The sequence below is a fragment of the Pseudomonas sp. NIBRBAC000502773 genome (genome assembly GCF_006517195.1).
Classification (GTDB): domain Bacteria; phylum Pseudomonadota; class Gammaproteobacteria; order Pseudomonadales; family Pseudomonadaceae; genus Aquipseudomonas; species Aquipseudomonas marginalis.
Genome location: NZ_CP041189.1, coordinates 5,107,768 through 5,126,430 on the forward strand (window position 1 = coordinate 5,107,768; position 18,663 = coordinate 5,126,430).

At 55.6% G+C, this 18,663-nt stretch carries 17 protein-coding genes; all 17 read left to right on the top strand.

Going from position 1 to position 18,663, the window contains the following annotated elements; genetic code table 11:
* Nucleotides 1-5: 5 nt before the first annotated feature.
* The 17 genes from wbpB (at nt 6) to NIBR502773_RS23740 (ending at nt 18,653) form a co-directional block, all read left to right on the top strand.
* Nucleotides 6-956 carry a UDP-N-acetyl-2-amino-2-deoxy-D-glucuronate oxidase gene (gene wbpB, locus NIBR502773_RS23660; protein WP_141157075.1) on the top strand — a complete coding sequence of 317 codons (951 nt, stop codon included), beginning with the start codon at nt 6-8 and terminating at the stop codon, nt 954-956.
* Between the two features lie 7 nt (nt 957-963).
* Nucleotides 964-1,548 carry a UDP-2-acetamido-3-amino-2,3-dideoxy-D-glucuronate N-acetyltransferase gene (gene wbpD / locus NIBR502773_RS23665; protein ID WP_141157076.1) on the top strand — a complete coding sequence of 195 codons (585 nt, stop codon included), beginning with the start codon at nt 964-966 and terminating at the stop codon, nt 1,546-1,548.
* Nucleotides 1,545-2,636: a DegT/DnrJ/EryC1/StrS aminotransferase family protein gene (locus NIBR502773_RS23670; protein WP_141157077.1), complete on the top strand. Its 1,092-nt coding sequence runs from the start codon at nt 1,545-1,547 to the stop codon at nt 2,634-2,636. The genes wbpD and NIBR502773_RS23670 overlap by 4 nt, the downstream gene beginning before the upstream one ends.
* A gap of 216 nt (nt 2,637-2,852) precedes the next feature.
* A complete protein-coding gene (locus NIBR502773_RS23675; RefSeq protein WP_218938954.1) occupies nt 2,853-3,992 on the top strand; it encodes a DegT/DnrJ/EryC1/StrS aminotransferase family protein in 1,140 nt (379 codons plus the stop codon).
* Nucleotides 3,982-4,485 (top strand): acyltransferase, encoded by a 504-nt coding sequence (locus NIBR502773_RS23680; protein WP_141157078.1) that lies wholly within the window; start codon nt 3,982-3,984, stop codon nt 4,483-4,485. Before NIBR502773_RS23675 ends, NIBR502773_RS23680 begins: the two co-directional genes overlap by 11 nt.
* Nucleotides 4,486-4,488: 3 nt before the next feature.
* Nucleotides 4,489-5,445 carry a Gfo/Idh/MocA family protein gene (locus NIBR502773_RS23685; protein WP_141157079.1) on the top strand — a complete coding sequence of 319 codons (957 nt, stop codon included), beginning with the start codon at nt 4,489-4,491 and terminating at the stop codon, nt 5,443-5,445.
* On the top strand, nt 5,442-6,410 hold the full coding sequence (locus NIBR502773_RS23690; protein WP_141157080.1) for a dTDP-glucose 4,6-dehydratase: 969 nt from the start codon (nt 5,442-5,444) through the stop codon (nt 6,408-6,410). Before NIBR502773_RS23685 ends, NIBR502773_RS23690 begins: the two co-directional genes overlap by 4 nt.
* Before the next feature lie 113 nt (nt 6,411-6,523).
* Nucleotides 6,524-7,417: an NAD(P)-dependent oxidoreductase gene (locus NIBR502773_RS23695; protein WP_141157081.1), complete on the top strand. Its 894-nt coding sequence runs from the start codon at nt 6,524-6,526 to the stop codon at nt 7,415-7,417.
* On the top strand, nt 7,414-7,929 hold the full coding sequence (locus NIBR502773_RS23700) for a DapH/DapD/GlmU-related protein (protein ID WP_053132492.1): 516 nt from the start codon (nt 7,414-7,416) through the stop codon (nt 7,927-7,929). The genes NIBR502773_RS23695 and NIBR502773_RS23700 overlap by 4 nt, the downstream gene beginning before the upstream one ends.
* Nucleotides 7,930-7,969: 40 nt before the next feature.
* The gene (locus NIBR502773_RS23705; RefSeq protein WP_141157082.1) at nt 7,970-9,268 is read left to right on the top strand and encodes a glycosyltransferase; all 1,299 of its coding nucleotides are present in this window, start codon (nt 7,970-7,972) and stop codon (nt 9,266-9,268) included.
* Complete coding sequence (locus NIBR502773_RS23710; RefSeq protein WP_141157083.1) at nt 9,261-10,721, top strand: oligosaccharide flippase family protein; 1,461 nt, start codon at nt 9,261-9,263, stop codon at nt 10,719-10,721. Before NIBR502773_RS23705 ends, NIBR502773_RS23710 begins: the two co-directional genes overlap by 8 nt.
* A gap of 84 nt (nt 10,722-10,805) precedes the next feature.
* Entirely contained in the window at nt 10,806-12,647 is a 1,842-nt protein-coding gene (gene asnB / locus NIBR502773_RS23715) for an asparagine synthase (glutamine-hydrolyzing) (RefSeq protein WP_257228059.1), read from the top strand.
* A 20-nt stretch (nt 12,648-12,667) separates the two neighbouring features.
* Nucleotides 12,668-13,792, top strand: a complete 1,125-nt coding sequence (locus tag NIBR502773_RS23720) for a glycosyltransferase (RefSeq protein WP_141157085.1) — start codon at nt 12,668-12,670, stop codon at nt 13,790-13,792.
* 24 nt (nt 13,793-13,816) lie between these two features.
* Nucleotides 13,817-14,896 (top strand): non-hydrolyzing UDP-N-acetylglucosamine 2-epimerase, encoded by a 1,080-nt coding sequence (wecB, locus tag NIBR502773_RS23725; protein ID WP_141157086.1) that lies wholly within the window; start codon nt 13,817-13,819, stop codon nt 14,894-14,896.
* 5 nt (nt 14,897-14,901) lie between these two features.
* The gene (locus tag NIBR502773_RS23730) at nt 14,902-16,110 is read left to right on the top strand and encodes a glycosyltransferase family 4 protein (RefSeq protein WP_141157087.1); all 1,209 of its coding nucleotides are present in this window, start codon (nt 14,902-14,904) and stop codon (nt 16,108-16,110) included.
* Nucleotides 16,111-16,235: 125 nt separating this feature from the next.
* Nucleotides 16,236-17,447 (top strand): glycosyltransferase family 4 protein, encoded by a 1,212-nt coding sequence (locus tag NIBR502773_RS23735; RefSeq protein WP_141157088.1) that lies wholly within the window; start codon nt 16,236-16,238, stop codon nt 17,445-17,447.
* A 345-nt stretch (nt 17,448-17,792) separates the two neighbouring features.
* The gene (locus NIBR502773_RS23740; protein ID WP_141157089.1) at nt 17,793-18,653 is read left to right on the top strand and encodes an SDR family oxidoreductase; all 861 of its coding nucleotides are present in this window, start codon (nt 17,793-17,795) and stop codon (nt 18,651-18,653) included.
* Nucleotides 18,654-18,663 lie beyond the last annotated feature (10 nt).

Consider the following 18,663-nt stretch of genomic DNA (forward strand, 5'->3'; position numbering starts at 1 on the left):
TCCCTTTGAAACGTTTCGCCCTTATTGGCGCTGCCGGTTACATTGCCCCTCGGCATATGCGCGCAATCAAAGACACCGGTAACGAGTTGGTGTCGGCCTATGACATCAATGATTCCGTGGGGATCATTGACAGCCTGTCTCCGCAGAGCGAGTTTTTTACTCAGTTCGAGCGTTTCAGTGAACACGCCTGGCAGCTCAAGCGCGATCCGGCCACGGCCCTGGACTACGTCGCAGTCTGTTCGCCCAACTATCTGCACCATTCGCATATCGCCGCCGGCCTGCGCCTTGGTTGTGATGTGATTTGCGAAAAACCGTTGGTTCCTACGCCTGAAATTCTCGACGAGTTGGCCTTGGTCGAGCGCGAGACAGGCAAGCGTGTCTACAATATCCTCCAACTGCGTCATCACCAGGCCATTCTCGATCTAAAGGAGAAAGTTGCCCGGGAGTCTCGCGATGTTAAGTATGATGTAGAGCTCACCTATATCACTTCGCGTGGCAAGTGGTATATGGAGAGCTGGAAGGGGGACCCGCGCAAATCCTATGGCATTGCGACCAATATCGGCGTGCACTTTTACGACATGTTGCATTTCATTTTTGGCAAGTTGCAGCGTAACGTTGTGCACTTTGCCAATGATTACAAAGCCGCTGGTTACCTCGAATACGAGAAAGCGCGTGTGCGCTGGTTTTTGTCCATTGATGCCGATGACTTGCCGGACTCGGTCAAGGGTAAGAAACCTACCTATCGCTCCATCACGGTTGATGGCGATGAGATGGAGTTCTCCGAAGGCTTTACCGACCTGCATACCACCAGTTACCGGGAAATTCTCGCCGGCCGTGGCTATGGCATTGAAGACGCGCGTCACTGCATCGAGACCGTAAACACCATTCGTTCGACCGCCATCGTTACTCCGCAGGACGGCGAGGGCCATCCTTTTCTTGCAGCTCTGAGTCGCTGAGGCAGGCATGAATTATCAAATTCATCCTTCTGCAATTATCGACGAGGGTGCGCAGATCGGTGACGACTCGCGGGTGTGGCATTTCGTGCACGTCTGTAGTGGTGCGCGTATCGGCAAGGGTGTATCCCTAGGGCAGAACGTCTTTGTCGGTAACAAGGTGCTCATAGGGGACAACTGCAAGATTCAGAATAACGTTTCGGTCTACGACAACGTGACGCTGGAAGAAGGAGTGTTCTGTGGGCCGAGCATGGTGTTCACAAATGTCTACAATCCGCGTTCGCTGATTGAGCGCAAGAGCGAATACCGCGACACTCTGGTCAGGAAAGGCGCCACCCTGGGCGCCAACTGTACGATCGTCTGTGGTGTCACCATTGGTGAATATGCTTTCGTCGGTGCCGGTGCCGTGATCAACAAACCTGTGCCTGCCTATGCCTTGATGGTGGGCGTGCCAGCTCGGCAAATAGGCTGGATGAGCGAGTTCGGCGAGCAGTTGGACTTGCCACTGGAAGGCGACGGTATTGCGATTTGCGAGCACAGTGGGGCTCGCTACATATTGAGTGGTAAAACGCTGATCAAGGAGGCCGGGCAATGATCGAGTTTATTGACCTCAAGACCCAGCAGGCCAGAATCAAAGACAAGATCGATGCGGGTATCCAGCGTGTCCTGGCTCATGGTCAATACATCCTCGGTCCGGAAGTTGCGGAGCTCGAAGAGCGTCTTGCCGCATTTGTTGGCGCCAAGCATTGCATTACCTGCGCCAATGGCACCGATGCCTTGCAGATTGCCTTGATGGCCTTGGGTGTAGGTCCGGGCGATGAAGTGATCACGCCGGGCTTTACCTACATCGCTACCGCAGAAACCGTGGTGCTGCTGGGCGCCAAGCCTGTCTATGTCGATGTTGACCCGCGCACCTACAATCTTGATCCGGCATTGCTGGAGACGGCAATTACACCGCGTACCAAGGCGATTATTCCGGTTTCTCTGTATGGCCAGTGTGCGGATTTCGACGCGATCAATACCATCGCGACCCAACACGGCCTCCCTGTGATCGAGGATGCGGCGCAGAGTTTTGGTGCGACCTACAAGGGGCGTCGATCCTGCAACTTGACGACCATTGGGAGTACAAGCTTTTTCCCGAGCAAGCCACTGGGTTGCTACGGCGACGGCGGTGCGCTATTTACCAACGACGATCAGTTGGCTGTTGTCATGCGGCAAATCGCCCGCCATGGCCAGGATCGTCGTTACCACCACGTACGCGTGGGGGTGAACAGTCGTCTGGATACGCTGCAGGCAGCCATCCTCTTGCCCAAATTGGGGATATTCGCCGAAGAACTGGTGTTGCGACAGAAGGTCGCTGAACGTTACCGCCAATTGCTGGCTGAGGCCGGCATCGCTGTGCCCTTTGTAGAGGCGTTCAACACCAGTGCCTGGGCTCAGTTCACCGTTCAGGTCAGTGCGCGAGACAAGGTTCAGGAGCAACTGAAGGCGCTGGGTGTACCCACTGCGGTGCATTATCCGATTCCACTCAACCGCCAGCCTGCGGTGAAGGATGATAGCGTTGCGCTACCAGTGGGTGATGCCGCGGCCTCGCGTGTCATGAGTTTGCCCATGCATCCCTATCTCGATGAAGCGGTATTGCGGTCCATCGTCCAGGCGTTGAGCGATAGTCTGGGGCAGTGAGTCGTGCGTTGTCCCGGTGGTCAGGCCTGGTTGCCGGGGCATGCTTGGATCTGACTCGGATTGATAGCGTATCATATTGATTTTTAAAATTTTTATGTCGTACGTCCTCCAGGCGCATATGGCCCGTAAACGGCACTTGGAAGGGGTGACACTAGTTATGAGATTGGCCCGGATTGCTGATAAAGTGGCGGCCATTTTTGGGCTTATCTAAGGAGATTGAAAATTAAAGTTCCCTTTATTGATCTCAAGCGCTTTGAGCCTGGGTTTCACGCCGCGTTGATGGAAAAATTCCATGCGATGACGATCAACGCACAGTTCATCGGTGGTGCCGAAGTCGCTGCCCTGGAGTCACGCTTGCAGTCGGACTTGCAGGTGGCTCATGCAGTGAGCTGTGCAAACGGCACGGATGCCCTTCAACTGGCCCTGCGTGCAGTGGGCGTGGGTGAGGGGGACGTGGTGCTGGTTCCGAATGTGACCTTCTGGGCGACCTTCGAAGCGGTCGTCAATGTAGGCGCAAAACCAGTCACCATTGATGCTGAAATCACTGATGGGGGCGTCGATTTTGCTGCGTTCGAGCAGGCCATTCGCGAGGCATCGCCCAAAGCTGCGATCATTGCCCACCTGTATGGCTGGGGCAGTGCGCGCCTGCAGGATCTGCGCGATCTGTGCAAAAAACACGCTGTCTGCCTGATCGAGGACGGTGCTCAATCGTACGGTGCTGAATTCGCGGGTGAGCCGATCTGCAAGGGGGCGTTCATTTCCACCACCTCCTTCTACCCAGCCAAGGTTCTTGGTGGTGCGGGCGACGGCGGTGCGGTGTTTACCGATGACGCGGCGCTTGCCGACAAGGTTCGACGTCTCGGTAATCACGGGCGCACGGCTCATTACGGGTACGGCGACGTGGGCTGGAACTCGCGCCTGGATTCGCTGCAGGCGGCGTTCCTCAATTTGTCCATCGGGCATATCGAGGACCGCCTTGCGTCCCGTCGCAAGGCGGTCGCCTTTTACCGAGAGGCTCTGCCTTCGACTGGCATCGAGCTGATGTCGGCCCCAGCCGCATACACGGAAAATGGGTACTGCAATGTCTGCCTGGTGTCTGACGCGGATACCAAGCTCGCCCTGGAGTCTGCGCTCAAGGCGGCCGAGATCGGTTTTGCGAACATCTACCCTGGCGTCATGTCGAGCCAGCCGGGCGCTGCCGCCTATATCAAAGGGCACTTCGGCGGTCAGGTCGGCGAGCAACTGTGTGCATCGGTGCTTAATTTACCGCTGTTCCCCTACATGACCGATGAGGAATTGCAGAGCGTGGTGTCCGTAGTTCGTGCAACGCTGGCCGGAGGCGCCAATGGCAAATGATGTCTATATCCATCCGACGGCCAACGTCTCGGACAACTCCAGTATCGGGCAGGGCACCAAGGTCTGGATCAACGTACAGATCCGTGAAGATGTGGTGATCGGGGCAGGGTGCATTCTGTCCAAGGATGTCTATATCGATCACGCAGTTAAGATCGGCGATCGTTGCAAGATCCAGAACAGTGTCTCGGTCTATAACGGCGTAGAGATCGGTGATGATGTCTTCGTCGGCCCCAATGCCTGTTTCACCAATGACAAGGTGCCACGCGCATTCAATGCTGACTGGTCCATCACACCGACCTTCGTGCATAACGGTGCCAGTATCGGTGCGAATGCGACCATCGTCTGCGGGATTACCATTGGTGAGTACGCCATGGTCGCAGCCGGGAGTGTCGTTACCAAGGATGTTGCACCTTACACCCTCGTCATGGGGAATCCTGCTCGTGCGGTCGCCAAGATCGACAGGGAAGGCAATCGAGTTTCCGGAGACGTTTGAGATATGTTTGAAGAAGTGCTCAAGGTAGGCCTGATTGGCCTTGGGAATATGGGGCGTAATCACTTGCGCGTGCTGTCCCTGCTCAAGGGCGTGGAACTGGCCTTTGTCGCTGATGCGAACGCTGGCGTAGCCGCTCGTGCTGGCGAAGCGCACGGCGTGCCAGGGGTGGTTGACCCAAGCCCACTGCTCGCCAACGTCGACGCTGTGGTGATTTGTACCCCTACCGTGACCCACGCCGATTACATCCGCCTGGTAGCCGCCCAGGTGAAGAATATCTTCGTCGAAAAGCCTCTCGCGGCGACCTTGGAGGAGTGCGATGAAGTCGCAGCTTTCGCCAAGGACAACAACCTGAATATCCAGGTCGGCTTCATCGAGCGCTTTAACCCTGCAGTGCAGGCGCTGAAGGTGGTCCTGCAGAAGAGCGAGCAGATCATCAGCATCGACTTCACCCGGACCAACAAAGTGAGTTCGCGTATCACCGATGTTGATGTTGTCACCGATCTGATGATTCATGACATTGATCTGGCGCTGTTCCTTAACGGCCCGGCAAAGTCCGTGGCTGCTCACGGTTTCGCGCACGGGAGCATGATCGATTTCGCCTCAGCGTTGATTACCCATGAAAACGGCCGCTTCTCAAGAATTCAGGCGAGTCGCGTAACCGACAAGAAGAAGCGCCAGATCGAGGCTACTTGCACCGACATGTTTGTCGACTGCGATCTGTTGCGTAAAGAAATCATCATCAATCGCCAATCTGAGACCCAGCAGGGCGGTGTATTGCCCTACACCATCTCGGCGATTCAAGAGGCGGTTGCGGTGCCTCCTCAGGAAGCCCTGTTGTCCGAGCTGCAAGCCTTCATGGCGAGTTGCCGGCAGCCATCCTCGGTCAGTGTGCCGGGTGTCGATGCAGGTGTTGAGGCAATGAAAATTTGTGCAGTGATTCAAGCGGCGGTGCAAGCATGACGATTCGGGATGATGTGCGGGGCAAGACGATCCTTGTCACCGGTGGTGCTGGCTTCATTGGCAGTCACCTTGTGGACAAGCTGCTGGTCGAAGGGGCAGCGCATGTTGTCGTGATCGACAATCTGTTTGTCGGCTCGGAAGACAACCTGGAGGAGGCTCTTGCGACTGGCAAAGTCACCTTTTATCGCGATGATGCGGAATTCAACACCAGTCTGGAATACATCTTTACCAATCATTCAATTGATATCGTCTTCAATTGCGCGACTAAGGCGCTGAATTATTCGTTCCTGAACCCGGCCAACGCTTTCGATACCAACGTGCGCGTGACGCTTAACCTGTTGGAGCTGCAGCGCCGGGGCCTGTTCAAGACGCTGTGCCATTTCTCCACTTCGGAAGTTTACGGCTCTGCTGTTTACGAGCCGATGGACGAAGCTCATCCACGCAATCCAACCACCACGTATGCTGCGGGTAAAGCTGCTGCCGACCTGGCCGTGGAAAGCTATGTGCGGATGTTTGAGTTGGATGCGTTCATCGTGCGGCCTTTCAATAACTACGGGCCACGCCAGAACTACAGGGGCATGCTCGCCGGTGTGATCCCGATTACCGCCATGCGCTTGCTGAAAGGCGGTACGCCTGAGATTCATGGCGAGGGTACTCAGAGCCGCGATTTCATCTATGTGCAGGACACGGTAGATGCCGTTGTGAAGCTGTACTCGGTGCTGCCGTCGGGTGAGACCGTCAACATTTCCACCGACAATCAGATTTCCATCACGGAGCTGATTGAGCGTATCTGCACGGCTTTCGACTATAGCGGCGAGATCCTGCGCAAACCGGGACGCCATTCGGATGTGCTTTGCCACAACGCCAGTAACGAAAAGGTCAAAGGCCTTATCCAGTATTCTTTGACGCCGTTCGATAAAGGCCTGGCGGAAACCCTGGCCTGGTACAAGCAGCGCATCGACTGAAGGGTGTAAGCCTTGCCTCAGGTTGGCGGATGCTGATTTATCTTGCCCCTCATGCGTATTCAAGCCTGAATTGGTTCTAACGTATGTAACGGCTGGATGAGCCAATACCGGGTTTGAAACTAGTCGTAGGCGTGTCAGTTTCAGCGGGCAACCTGGACGGTACAGAAACACAATATTGGCTGGTCTGGTTTTATCAGGTGTTAAATATGAATGTTGGAATCGTAGGCGCAAACGGATTTGTCGGCAGTCATCTGGTCTCTAGACTGACTGCCGAGGGGCACCAGGTTCGAGCCTACGGTCGCAGCGATATCGATCTTGTCATGCCGGAGTCATTTGGCTGCCTTGAGGATCACGATGCAGTGATCAACTGCGCTGCTTATGTGGGGGCGGATCGAGAAAAGCTGTTCACCGTAAACGTACAGGGGATCATTAACCTGTGTGCGATGTTGCAGGCGCGCGCAACACCCCCTTATTTGCTCAATGTATCCAGTGGCGCTGTATACGGTTACTCGGATGGCCCGGCGGTATTCGATAGCCCTGCGGCCCCTGTGGGTGATTATGCTCTAAGCAAGTACCTCGGGGACGAGGTCGTTCGCCTGCACTATCGAGGGCCATCTGCAGTTGCGCGTTTGTATTACCCCTACGGTGAAGGTCAGTCCCGGGAGCGCCTGATGCCAAGGTTGATCCAGCGCATCCTGAACCGCGAGCCGATTGATATTTCGATTCATGCCTCGTGCCCGCTCATCAACCCGCAACATATTGATGACCTATGCGATCAGCTCTGTGCAATGACGCTGGGGCGCGTCGAGGGCGTGCATGTGTTGGGTGGAAGCGAGATCGTCAGTATTCAGGAGATTGCGCTGCTCGCGGGCCGGATTCTAAATATTGAGCCCGTTTTCAATCAGGTAGACGGTGCTAAATCCAGTATGTATTGCAAAGGACGGGGTGCTATTTCCCTGGAGTCCGGACTGGGTCGTTTAATCGACAGTATTCGAGGTGGGCAATGAAAGCATATCGATCAGAAGGGCCAGGTACTCCTGACCTGAGCAAGTTTGCGCGTGTAGGGACGAATGTCATTATTGAAGATGGCGTCCGGGTCTTTCACCCTGAAAATATCGAGCTTGGGGATAATGTTTACATCGGTCACGACACGATCTTGAAAGGTTATTACAAGGACAAGATTGTTCTAGGAAACAATGTGTGGATTGGCCAAGGCTGTTTTTTGCATGGTGCCGGCGGCATTGAAATCGGTGACTGCGTGGGTATAGGCCCAGGGGTGAAAATCCATGCGGCGTACCACGAAGATAGCGGGCGTGACGTACCGATCATGTTTCAGAGCTTGAGCTTTGCCAAGGTTGTCATTGAAGACGACGTAAATATTGGTATTGGCGCAATCATCATGAACGGCGTAACCGTCAGCAAGGGCAGCAAGGTAGGAGCGGGTGCCGTCTTGACCAAGACCTTTCCTGAATACTCTGTCGTTGCTGGTGTTCCGGCCAAGTTGATTCGCAGCCGATGATTACAATGCTCTCCTGCTCACGTCTCACCCCGGAGGAGGTATGAGGGTTTTGATCGGCCCGGTAGAAATCGCCGGTGTTGCCAAAGGTCTAGCCAAGGGCTTTGCCGAAAATGGCATCTCGGCTGACTTGGTGTTGGAGAGCAGGCATATCTTTTCCTACGGCGGGGCGCGTGACTCGTGGCTGATCCGTGCCTGGCAGGCAATCGGTGCGCGCCGGGGCGCGACACAATCACGTCAATTGCTGCGCAAGATCTTTTACGTACTGCTGCACAAAGCCTGGAGCTGGCTGGTTTTTCTAGGGTCGGTTTTTTGCTACGACGCTTATATTTTCCTCTACGGTCGTACGTTAACGGACTCTCATCTCGAACTGTTTTTGCTCAAGGCGTTCAGGAAGAAAGTGGTGTTCATTAACGTGGGCAGTGACTTCCGTCCCCCTTATCTGGATGGGTCTGTTTATCCTTGTGTGGCAGAGTCGCCTGATTTTCATAAATTGGGACGAGTGGTCAACACCCTGAAAAAGCGTATTGCCCTGCATGAGCGTTACGCTGACTTCATTGTCAGTTCGCCGAGCAGTTCCCATTTCCATGAGCAACCTTTTATAAACTGGTTCGCTATGGGCGTGCCGGCTGCCTTTGATGCGCCTGTTGGTATCGATACAAAGCCCGCAGCGGGAAAAGTGACAATTTTGCACAGCCCTTCAAGTCCCCTGGCCAAGGGCAGTCAGAGGATAGGTGAGGTTATCGATGGGTTGATCGCCCGGGGGTATCCGATCGAGTTCATCAAGCTCCAGGGTGTCAGTAATCAGGAAGTACTCAAGCAGTTGGCCCACTGTGATTTCATCGTGGATCAACTGTATTCGGACATCCCGCTTGCCGTTTTTGGCTCCGAGGCGGCTCGCTTTGGTAAACCTTGCGTCATTGCCGGCTACATGGCCGAGAATGTCTCGCGCTACATCCAGGCCGAAGATGTGCCACCCAGTTTGTACGTGTTACCGCAGAATTTGGAAGCAGCGATAGAGAAGCTGGTTTGCGAACCCGAGTACAGGACGGAGTTGGGCCGACGGGCTCAGCTTTTCGTTCAGGAGCGCTGGTCGTGTGCGGTCGTTGCCAGACGCTATCTGGATCTTCTTGAGGGCACTCCTCGCGCCGAATGGTGGTTTGACCCTTCACGCATCGATTATGTTGGTGGATGTTGCGCCCCCGATTATCACGTACGTTTCCTGGTGAGTGGAGTAGTCGAGCAGTTGGGTGCCAGCGCTTTGGCGATGGGGGATAAACCGGCCCTGGAGCGCGCTCTTCTTGATTTGGTCAAAAGCGAGGACCAAGTCTCCAATGCTTAAGGCGATTTTGCGTGACAGCCTGATCTACGGCCTGGCCTCTATTTTGTCCAGAGGCTTGGCTATTTTTTTGCTGCCGCTCTACACACGGGTACTTTCTCCAGGTGATTACGGGGCTTTTGACTTGCTCATCACTCTGGGCGCGCTGGTGAATCTAACCGTTGCGCTGGAAGTGTCGCAGGGGTTGGCGCGTTACTGGGGAGACATCGCGGAACCCTCCGAAAAGCGCACGCTGGCAAGCACGTCCTTCTGGTTCACCCTGGGTATGTACAGTGTGTTTCTGCTGGCAGGCCTGGTGGCTTCGTCACGCCTGAATCTGTTGGTGCTCGGCGACGCGGCGTACCTCGAGACCTTTCGCCTTGGCCTGGGTTTTATCACCATCAATGGCATTTACTATTTGCTGCTCAACCAGTTTCGCTGGGAGCTGCGCAGTAAGGCGTACGCCATGGTCAGCTTCGGCTATGCGCTGATGACATTGGCCTTTGCGGTGCTGTTCTGCCTGATGCTTGGCAAGGGGTTGGAAGGCGTCATGCTTGGCCAGTTACTGGCCGCGTTATGCTCAACGCTGATCTGTCTTTGGCTTTTGCGCACCACATTCGGCTTTTCCTTCGATGTTGAAAGGCTCGCGGCGATGCTGAAGTTCTCCATGCCGTTGGTTCCGGCCGGCCTGGCGGTGTTTGTCAGCCTGTATATCAACCGCGTTGCGCTGATGCATTTTGGCTCACTGGAGGACGTCGGCCTGTTCGGTATTGGCAGTCGTGTCGCGGGCCTTTCCGCCTTGCTGCTGCTTGGTATCCAGGCCGCACTGACGCCACTGGTCTACCAGCATTACCGGGAACCGGAAACACCGGGGCAGATTGCCCGGTTGTTCAGCTGGTTTGTTGCTGTAGCGCTGGCCGGCTGCCTGTTCCTGGCTGTGTTTGCCCGCGAGCTCTTGACTGTATTTGCAACCGCGGATTACCTCGCAGGCGCCTCGCTGGTTGCCTTCCTCGCCCCGGCGCTGCTTCTGTCTCAGATGTATATTTTTGCGCCGGGCATCGCCATCCAGAAAAAAACCATCTGGCAGCTGTGGGTAACGCTGCTGTCAGCGGCGGTCAGTGCCGGGGCCAACTGGCTGCTGGTGCCGTTGTGGGGCGTTTACGGGGCTGCAACGGCGACACTTCTGGCCGCGCTGGTGTTCTTTGTGGCCTGGCTGTTGGTCAGTCAGCGTCTCTATCGGATTCCCTATAACTGGCCTGCCTGCGCGTCTGGCGTGGTGGCCTTCATTATTTGTGCCTGGGTGAGCGCGCAGCTGGATCAATGGGATCTCTACTTGCCGCTGGCCCTGATGCTGAAATCGTTGCTATTGATTGCACTGTCGATTGTCGTGGTGGCGAGTGGTCTGCTGCCACTTGCAGATATTCGTGCGCTGTTGCTGCAAGTTCGCCAGCGTGTCGGTCGACGGTCTAATGTGTGATTCGGCAGGCTTAACCTTGTTTCTGGAGATTGGATAGCCATGTGCGGTATTGCAGGGGGATGGTGGCCGACACGGTCATCCTTGGTGGATGACAGCCTGGCCAGGGCGCTTGATGCCATGCGCCTACGAGGTCCGGATGACCGGGGATACGAGCTGTTCGAGGCGGCTAACGCCGTCGTCGGCCTGGGGCATACACGTCTGTCGGTCATTGATTTGTCATCGGCCGGGCATCAGCCGATGCATTCCTCTGAGGGGACGCTATCGATCGTTTTCAATGGTGAGATCTACAACTACCGCGAGCTGCGTGAAGAACTCCGCTCGCTCGGGCACCCCTTTGTTTCTGACTCTGATACCGAAGTGCTGTTGGCCGCATGGAAGCAGTGGGGCAGAGCGTGTCTGCCACGCCTGACCGGCATGTTCGCTTTTGCGGTGTTTGACCGGGTAGCGGCGACGCTGACGTGCGTGCGTGACGCGTTTGGCATCAAACCCTTCTTTTATACTCAAGAACAAGGTGCGTTCCTGTTCGCCTCGGAAGTGGCGGCGATCAAAGCGTTGAAGCGCGAAAAGGCGACTCTGGACTGGCAGCGTGCCTACGATTATCTGGTTCACGGCGATTATGAAAGTGGTCCCGGCACCTTTTTTGAGGGGGTGTTGAACCTGTTGCCAGGGCATGTGCTCACGGTTGACCTCAAGACTGGCGCGCTCAGCGACCCGCTACGTTGGTGGGCCCCCTCGATCAAAGAGCGCAGCGACCTGAGCTTCGCGGATGCCACGGAGCGTGTCCGAGAAACCTTTCTGCAAAGCATCCGCTTGCACCTGCGCAGTGATGTTGCGGTCGGCGCGGCGTTGTCCGGCGGCATCGACTCCTCTGCTGTGGTGTGTGCCATGCGTCATGTCGAGCCGGACCTGCCGATCAATACCTTCAGCTACATTGCGCGGGGCAGTGATGTAAGCGAAGAGGTATGGGTCGATCGAGTCAATGACCATGTGGGCGCGGTTCCCCACAAAATGGTGGTCAGCGCCGATGAACTCGCGCGCGACCTCGATTCCATGATCCTGGCTCAAGGCGAGCCTTTCGGCAGCACCAGTATTTACGCCCAGTATCGGGTGTTTCAGCTGGCGAAAGAGCAGGGCGTTACCGTCACCCTGGACGGTCAGGGCGCTGATGAGATGATGGCCGGCTACAGCGGTTATCCAGGACAGCGTCTGCGAAGCCTGATCGAGAAAGGAAAACTGGGCGAAGCCTGGAGCTTTCTTGATGAGTGGTCCAAGTGGCCAGGTCGCAGCCGGATGGGTGGGGCCAAGCGATGCGTGGCTGAAATGACCCAGGGCACGTTGAACCAGGCGCTGCGCTCATTGAATGGTATGAACGCGTTACCCGCCTGGATCAAAAGTGAGCCGCTTGCCGAGCGCGGCATTGTTCAGCGTTTTCCGTTGCAGCGCTCTGACGTGACCGAGTCGGGTCGCCGTGTGGTTGCCGAGCTGGCACTTTCGTTGACTCGCCGTGGGTTGCCCGCGCTGCTGCGTCATGGCGACCGCAACTCGATGCGTTTTTCGGTTGAAAGCCGGGTACCTTTCCTGACGCTGGATATGGTGAATCTGTTGCTGTCGTTGCCAGAGTCCTACCTGATCTCGCCGAAGGGCGAGACGAAGTCCGTGTTTCGTGCTGCCATGCGCGGTATCGTGCCCGATGACGTCCTGGATCGCCGCGACAAGATCGGCTTTGCCACTCCTGAACAGGTTTGGCTGACATCGATGGTGGATACGATTCGCAGTTGGCTGCGAGTTGATCTGCAGTTGCCGTTTTTCGACCAGGCAGAAGCGTTGCGTGAGTTTGAGTTGATCATGGCGGGCAAAAAGCCTTTTACCTGGCAGGTCTGGCGCTGGATTAACTTCTGTCGCTGGCATAGTCATTTTATTGCTTGATATTGAGTCAAGGTTTTACTTTGAAAAGCATACTGATAATTTCTTTTTCCGTTATTCATAGCGATCCTCGGGTCATGCGGCAGGTTCGCTTGCTCGAATCTGATTACCAGGTGACTGTGGCCGGCTATGGCCAAAAGCCTGATGCGAATATACGTTTCGTAAACCTTGAGAAATCACCCGCGAGTCTGCCGAAGAAGCTGTTTTGGGCGGCCAAGCTGCTGGCCGGTGCGTTTGAAAACTACTACTGGAATCAGCAACAGGTCCGCAGCGCCCAGGCTCTGCTGAGCGCCGACAGTTTTGACCTTATCATTGCCAATGATCTTTCTAGTGCGCCGCTGGCGTTGAAGTTGGCGGGTGCTACGCCAGTGCTGGTGGATGCGCACGAGTACTCGCCTCGGGAATTCGACGATAAATGGGCGTGGCGGTTGCTGTTCGGTCGTTACAACCATACGTTGTGCCAGCGCTACCTGCCGTTGGCCGCGGGCATGGTTACTGTTTGCCAGGGCATTGCCGACGAATATGGGCGTGTCTATGGGGTTCAACCGGTGGTTGTTCATAACGCGCCACTCGATCAGAAACTGGCGCCATCGCCTGTCAATGAACACCAGGTTCGTCTGATCCACCATGGCGCCGCCATTCGGTCTCGTCACCTGGGCGTCATGATCGAGATGATGCAGTACCTGGATCAGCGCTTCAGTCTGGATTTCATGCTGATGGAGTCGGATGCGGCTTACATGAAGGAGCTGCGCCAGGCTGCCAGCGCAGACGTGCGGATCAGGTTTATCGAGCCCGTACCGATGCCGCAGATATGCCAGGCGCTCAATGGATATGACATGGGCGTCTATCTGCTCCCACCGGTCAACTTCAACCATGAGCATGCGTTGCCCAACAAGTTCTTTGAGTTTGTGCAGGCCCGTCTCGGGGTTGCCATCGGCCCTTCGACTGAAATGGCTACGCTGCTGAACAAGTATCGCTGTGGTGTGGTTGCTGACTCTTTTACCGCCCAAGCGCTGGCCGCCTCCATGAATGCGCTCAGCGCTGAAGATATCGCTGAATTCAAGCAAGCGTCGCATCGCGCGGCCAGTGAACTCAATTACGAGCATGATGGAAAGGTTCTGCTCTCGGAAATCACACGGCTGCTCTGAACACCGTCATTTATGAGTGAATTTATGAAAATTGTTACCGTTGTCGGTGCCCGTCCTCAGTTCATCAAGGCCGCTACTGTCTCTCGTGCAATGGTAGAGCAAGGCGACTGCGTTGAAGTCATGATCCATACCGGACAACATTTCGACGCGAATATGTCGGATGTTTTTTTTCAAGAACTGGAGATCCCTAAACCCGCCTACAGTCTCGGGGTGGGAGGCGGGAGCCACGGCCAGAACACGGGGCGCATGATTGAAGCCATTGAGGCTGTACTGATCAAGGAGTGTCCGGATGCGGTGCTGGTCTACGGGGACACGGACTCCACCTTGGCTGGCGCGCTGGCGGCCGCCAAGTTGCACGTACCCATTGTTCATGTCGAAGCGGGGCTTCGTTCCTTCAACCGGGCCATGCCTGAAGAAATCAACCGCAAGTTGACTGATCACCTCAGCGATTTGCTGTTGACCCCGAATCAGCAGGGTATCCAGAACCTGGCGCAAGAAGGTATCACCGGTTCGCACGTCATCAACGTGGGTGACGTGATGTTTGATGCAGCCTTATACTTTGGGGCAAGAGCCGACGAGACCAGCAAGATTCTTCAGACGTTGTCACTGGCCCCAAAAGCGTATTGGTTGGCGACCGTGCATCGGCAGGAAAATACCGACGATCCACTGCGTCTGCAGCGCATCTTTGATGGCTTGTCCCGGTCCCCGCTGAAAGTCGTCCTGCCCTTGCATCCGCGGACCCGTAATCGCCTCGCTGATCAAGGGATAGTCATGCCTGCGAATATCCTGATAGTGGAACCGCTCGGGTATATCGACATGGTCATGCTTGAGAAGCACGCCTCACTGATTGTCACTGATTCCGGCGGCGTGCAAAAAGAGGCGTATTTTCATCGGGTTCCCTGCCTCACGCTGAGGGATGAGACCGAGTGGCTGGAATTGATCGATATGGGCTGGAACCGCCTTGCTTCGCCACTGAGCGACGATTTTTTCAGTGCATTTGAACAGGATTATCTGCCGGGCACGGCAGATGGCGAGCCTTATGGTGACGGTCAGGCAGCAGGCCGGGTTGTTCAGTCACTTCGCCTCGTTTCAGGCCAGAGGTAGTTCGGGTGCGAGTCTTGTTCCTCCACCCGGCAGCGGCATTCGGTGGCGCATCCAAGAGTCTGATCGAGTTGTTCGGGTGTCTGCGCGCCTACGGTGTGAAGGGCACGGTGTTAAGCCCCTCCGGTACCGTCTGCCAGGCTTTTATTCAGGCGGGAATGGATGTCAGGGCGGTCAAGGGGTTGAGTCAGTTCGACAACACCCGTTATGGCTATTATCGACGCTTGCGATGGATCATTCTGCTGCGCGAGTTGTTCCTGCTGCCCTTTTCCCTGATCGCCCTTTGGCGCTTGCGGCATGAGCGCTTTGACGTGTTGCATCTGAACGAAGTGACGTTGCTGCCCTTGGGGATACTAGCGAAGTTATTATTGCGCATACCGATGGTGGTGCATGTGCGGTCTCTGCAGCGTCCTCCCCGTCAGGGTGTGCGTACAAGGCTTGTGAGTGCGGTATTGCAGCGTTTTGCCGATGCGGTCGTGCCTATCGACCATACGGTAGCTGCTACCCTTTCAAACGATTTGCCTCTGCGCATTGTGCATAATGGCCTGAGTATTGATGGTCCGCTGAATGAAGGGTCGCCACGGGATAGGGATAAGCCTGTACGAGTCGGGTTCGTGGGTGGGCTCATTCCTCTGAAAGGGGTTTATGAGCTTGTGGAAGCCATGCGCGTCCTCAGGGACCGTCAGGTTCGGATCGAATGCTGGATTGCTGGTGAGAATGCACGGGATCTTTCCGGGCCCAAGGCTTGGGTGCTGCGCAAGCTTGGATTTGCACACGACGTACGTAGCGATCTCGAATGTTTCATCGTAAAGCATGACCTGCAAAGCCATGTGCGCCTGATGGGTTTTGTAGACGATGTCCGGCAGTTGTATCCGCAGCTCGATATTCTGTGCTTCCCTTCCCATCTTGATGCGGCGGGCCGGCCGGTGTTCGAGGCGGCGTTCTACTCAATTCCAAGCGTGGTTGCCGTGGCGAACCCCGTACCGGACGCGATAATTCATGAGGTGACGGGGTTGGCCATACCCCGCTCTGATCCAGAATTACTCGCTAATGCCTTGCAACGACTGGCAGGGGACGACAAGTTTCGTTTGACCCTTGGCCGCCAGGCTCGCCGGTGGGCTGAGGATAATTTCGCCATCGAAGTGAATGCACGGCTTATGTACCAGATTTATCAGGATGTCTGCGGTGTGACATCCCAGGATGTTCACCAGGGATAATCACTGGTCTGGTCAAAGGCATCTGAATTTGCTCAAGCGTGCGCAGGGGGCTGGCCGATCTTGGCCAGCCACCTTGCCAGGCAGAATACCTCGCTCGAATCAATGATTGAGTACCCCGATTCCCTATGAAGATTCTCGTTGTCTCGCAATACTTTTGGCCCGAAAGCTTCATCATCAACGACATCGTGCGTACCCTTGATGAGCAGGGCCATGAGGTGGTTGTGGCTACCGGCAAGCCCAATTACCCGGATGGCAAAATATTTGAGGGCTATAGCGCCAAGGGCACCCAACGCGAGCGCTACCTTGGGAAGATCGATGTGCTGCGCGTTCCGCTCTGGCCAAGAGGGGAAGGGGGCGCGAAGAACCTGATTTTCAACTACCTGTCGTTCGTCTTCGCCGGCCTGCTTTTTTTACCGTGGATGCTGCGTAAACGAGAGTTCGACGCGATTCTGGTCTTTGCCCCTTCGCCAATCCTGCAGGCTGTTCCCGCGATTCCGTTGAAGTGGCTGAAGAAGGCCAAGCTTGCTTTGTGGGTGCAGGATTTGTGGCCGGAAAGTCTCTCTGCCACCGGATTCATTCATAACCGGTATGTGTTGAGGCTGGTGGGTGAGGCGGTCAAGGTCATCTATCGCCATTGCGACACGCTGCTGGTGCAGTCGCACGCATTTGTAGAGCCGGTTGCCCGGTACGCGGCACGCGAAAAAATCCAGTATTACCCTAACTCAATGGACACGCGGGGGGCGCAGTCGCCGTTTGTTGTTCCGCCTGAGCTGGATGCAGTGCTCACGCAACATTTTTGCGTAGTGTTTGCGGGCAATCTGGGCACCGCTCAAGCCCTCGATACACTGGTCGAGGCAGCATTAAAGCTGCGTGATGACGCGCAGATTCGCATTGTGCTGGTTGGCAGCGGGAGTCGTCTGGACTGGCTCAAATCGCAGAAGTTGGCCCTTGAGCTGGACAATCTGGTGCTGCCGGGGCGCTTTCCGGTAGAGGCGATGAGCGCGATTTTCAAACGATCATCGGCGTTGTTGGTTTCGCTGACTGATGAGGAAGTTTTTGCCCAAACTATTCCGAGCAAAATTCAGGCGTATCTTGCAGCGGGACGGCCGATCATCGCTTCGATGAACGGCGAAGGCGCGCGCGTGATCGATGAAGCAGGCGCAGGCCTGACTTCGCCTGCTGAGCAAGTTCCTCCTCTGGTGGCCAATATTCGGCTCCTGAAGGCTATGGACACGCAAGAGCGAGCGGCAATGGGCGAAGCCGGGCGGGCGTACTTCGATGCCAATTTTGACATGGACAGCCAAGTGAGCCGCTTGGTCGGGCTGTTGCAGCGCTAAAGGGCGACGCAACCATGTCAACGTGCGCAAGCGTTTGATAACGTTCAAGGCGCACACATTGATCTGCTCGAAGTCAGAGAGCGTCATCTGCGAACGGATTGAATGCGTGTTAGTTGTTGGGGCGTTATTTCAAGTGGCTGTAATACTGTATAAGCGCATGAGGGATTGATGTGTCGGTGTGAAGCAAACTCAATTCAGGTCATGTAAGTCTTCAGTATGTAAAGTGTTTCCATGCAAAGTTGTAGACTGTTCGTTTTCCTTTTTTGAACGTCTTTATTCTGTTATTTATTGATGGGGTTTTTTCTCGTCTTTTCCAGATCTGAAAATATAGAAGGTTCATGATTCATGGCACGTGTTCTTGTTCTTGGCGTTACCGGCATGCTCGGCAGTGCGGTCTTCAAGGCTTTCAGTTCCGACTCGGAACATGAGGGGTGGGGAACGTTGCGAAGCGCTGCCGGACTGCGACACTTCGCTGCCGCCAACCACGAGCGTCTCCTGTCGGGCGTCGATGTATTGGATCAGGACTCGCTTGTTGCGGTGCTAGCCCGGGTTCGCCCTGACGTCGTGATCAATTGTGTAGGTCTGATCAAGCAATTGGCCGATGCCAACGACCCATTGACCGCATTGCCGGTCAACTCCCTGTTGCCGCATCGGTTAGCGCGATTGTGCGCCCTGAGCAACGCGCGCCTGATTCAGATCAGTACTGACTGCGTCTTCTCGGGTAAAAAAGGCGGTTACCTGGAAAGCGATGTGTCAGATGCCAGTGATCTGTATGGGAAGTCCAAGTACATCGGCGAACTTCATGACGTGCCCAATGCGGTCACCCTACGAACCTCCATCATCGGGCATGAGTTGAATTCCAGTCACTCCCTGGTGGACTGGTTCCTGTCACAACAGGGCAGCACACGCGGTTTTTCCAAGGCCATTTTCTCTGGCCTGCCCACCGTTGAATTGGCCCGCGTCATGAAAGACTTCGTCATTCCGCACCCGGAGCTCAATGGTCTGTATCATGTGTCCGCAGATCCAATTGCCAAGCTCGACTTGTTGACGTTGATTGCCAACCAATATGGCAAGTCAATCGAGATCCGCCCTGATGCCGCATTAGTCATCGATCGCTCGCTCAACAGTGAGCGCTTCACCCAGGCAACTGGATACAAAGCACCAGCCTGGCGACAGCTCATTGAGCTGATGCACGCCACTCGCTAACGAATTCGGA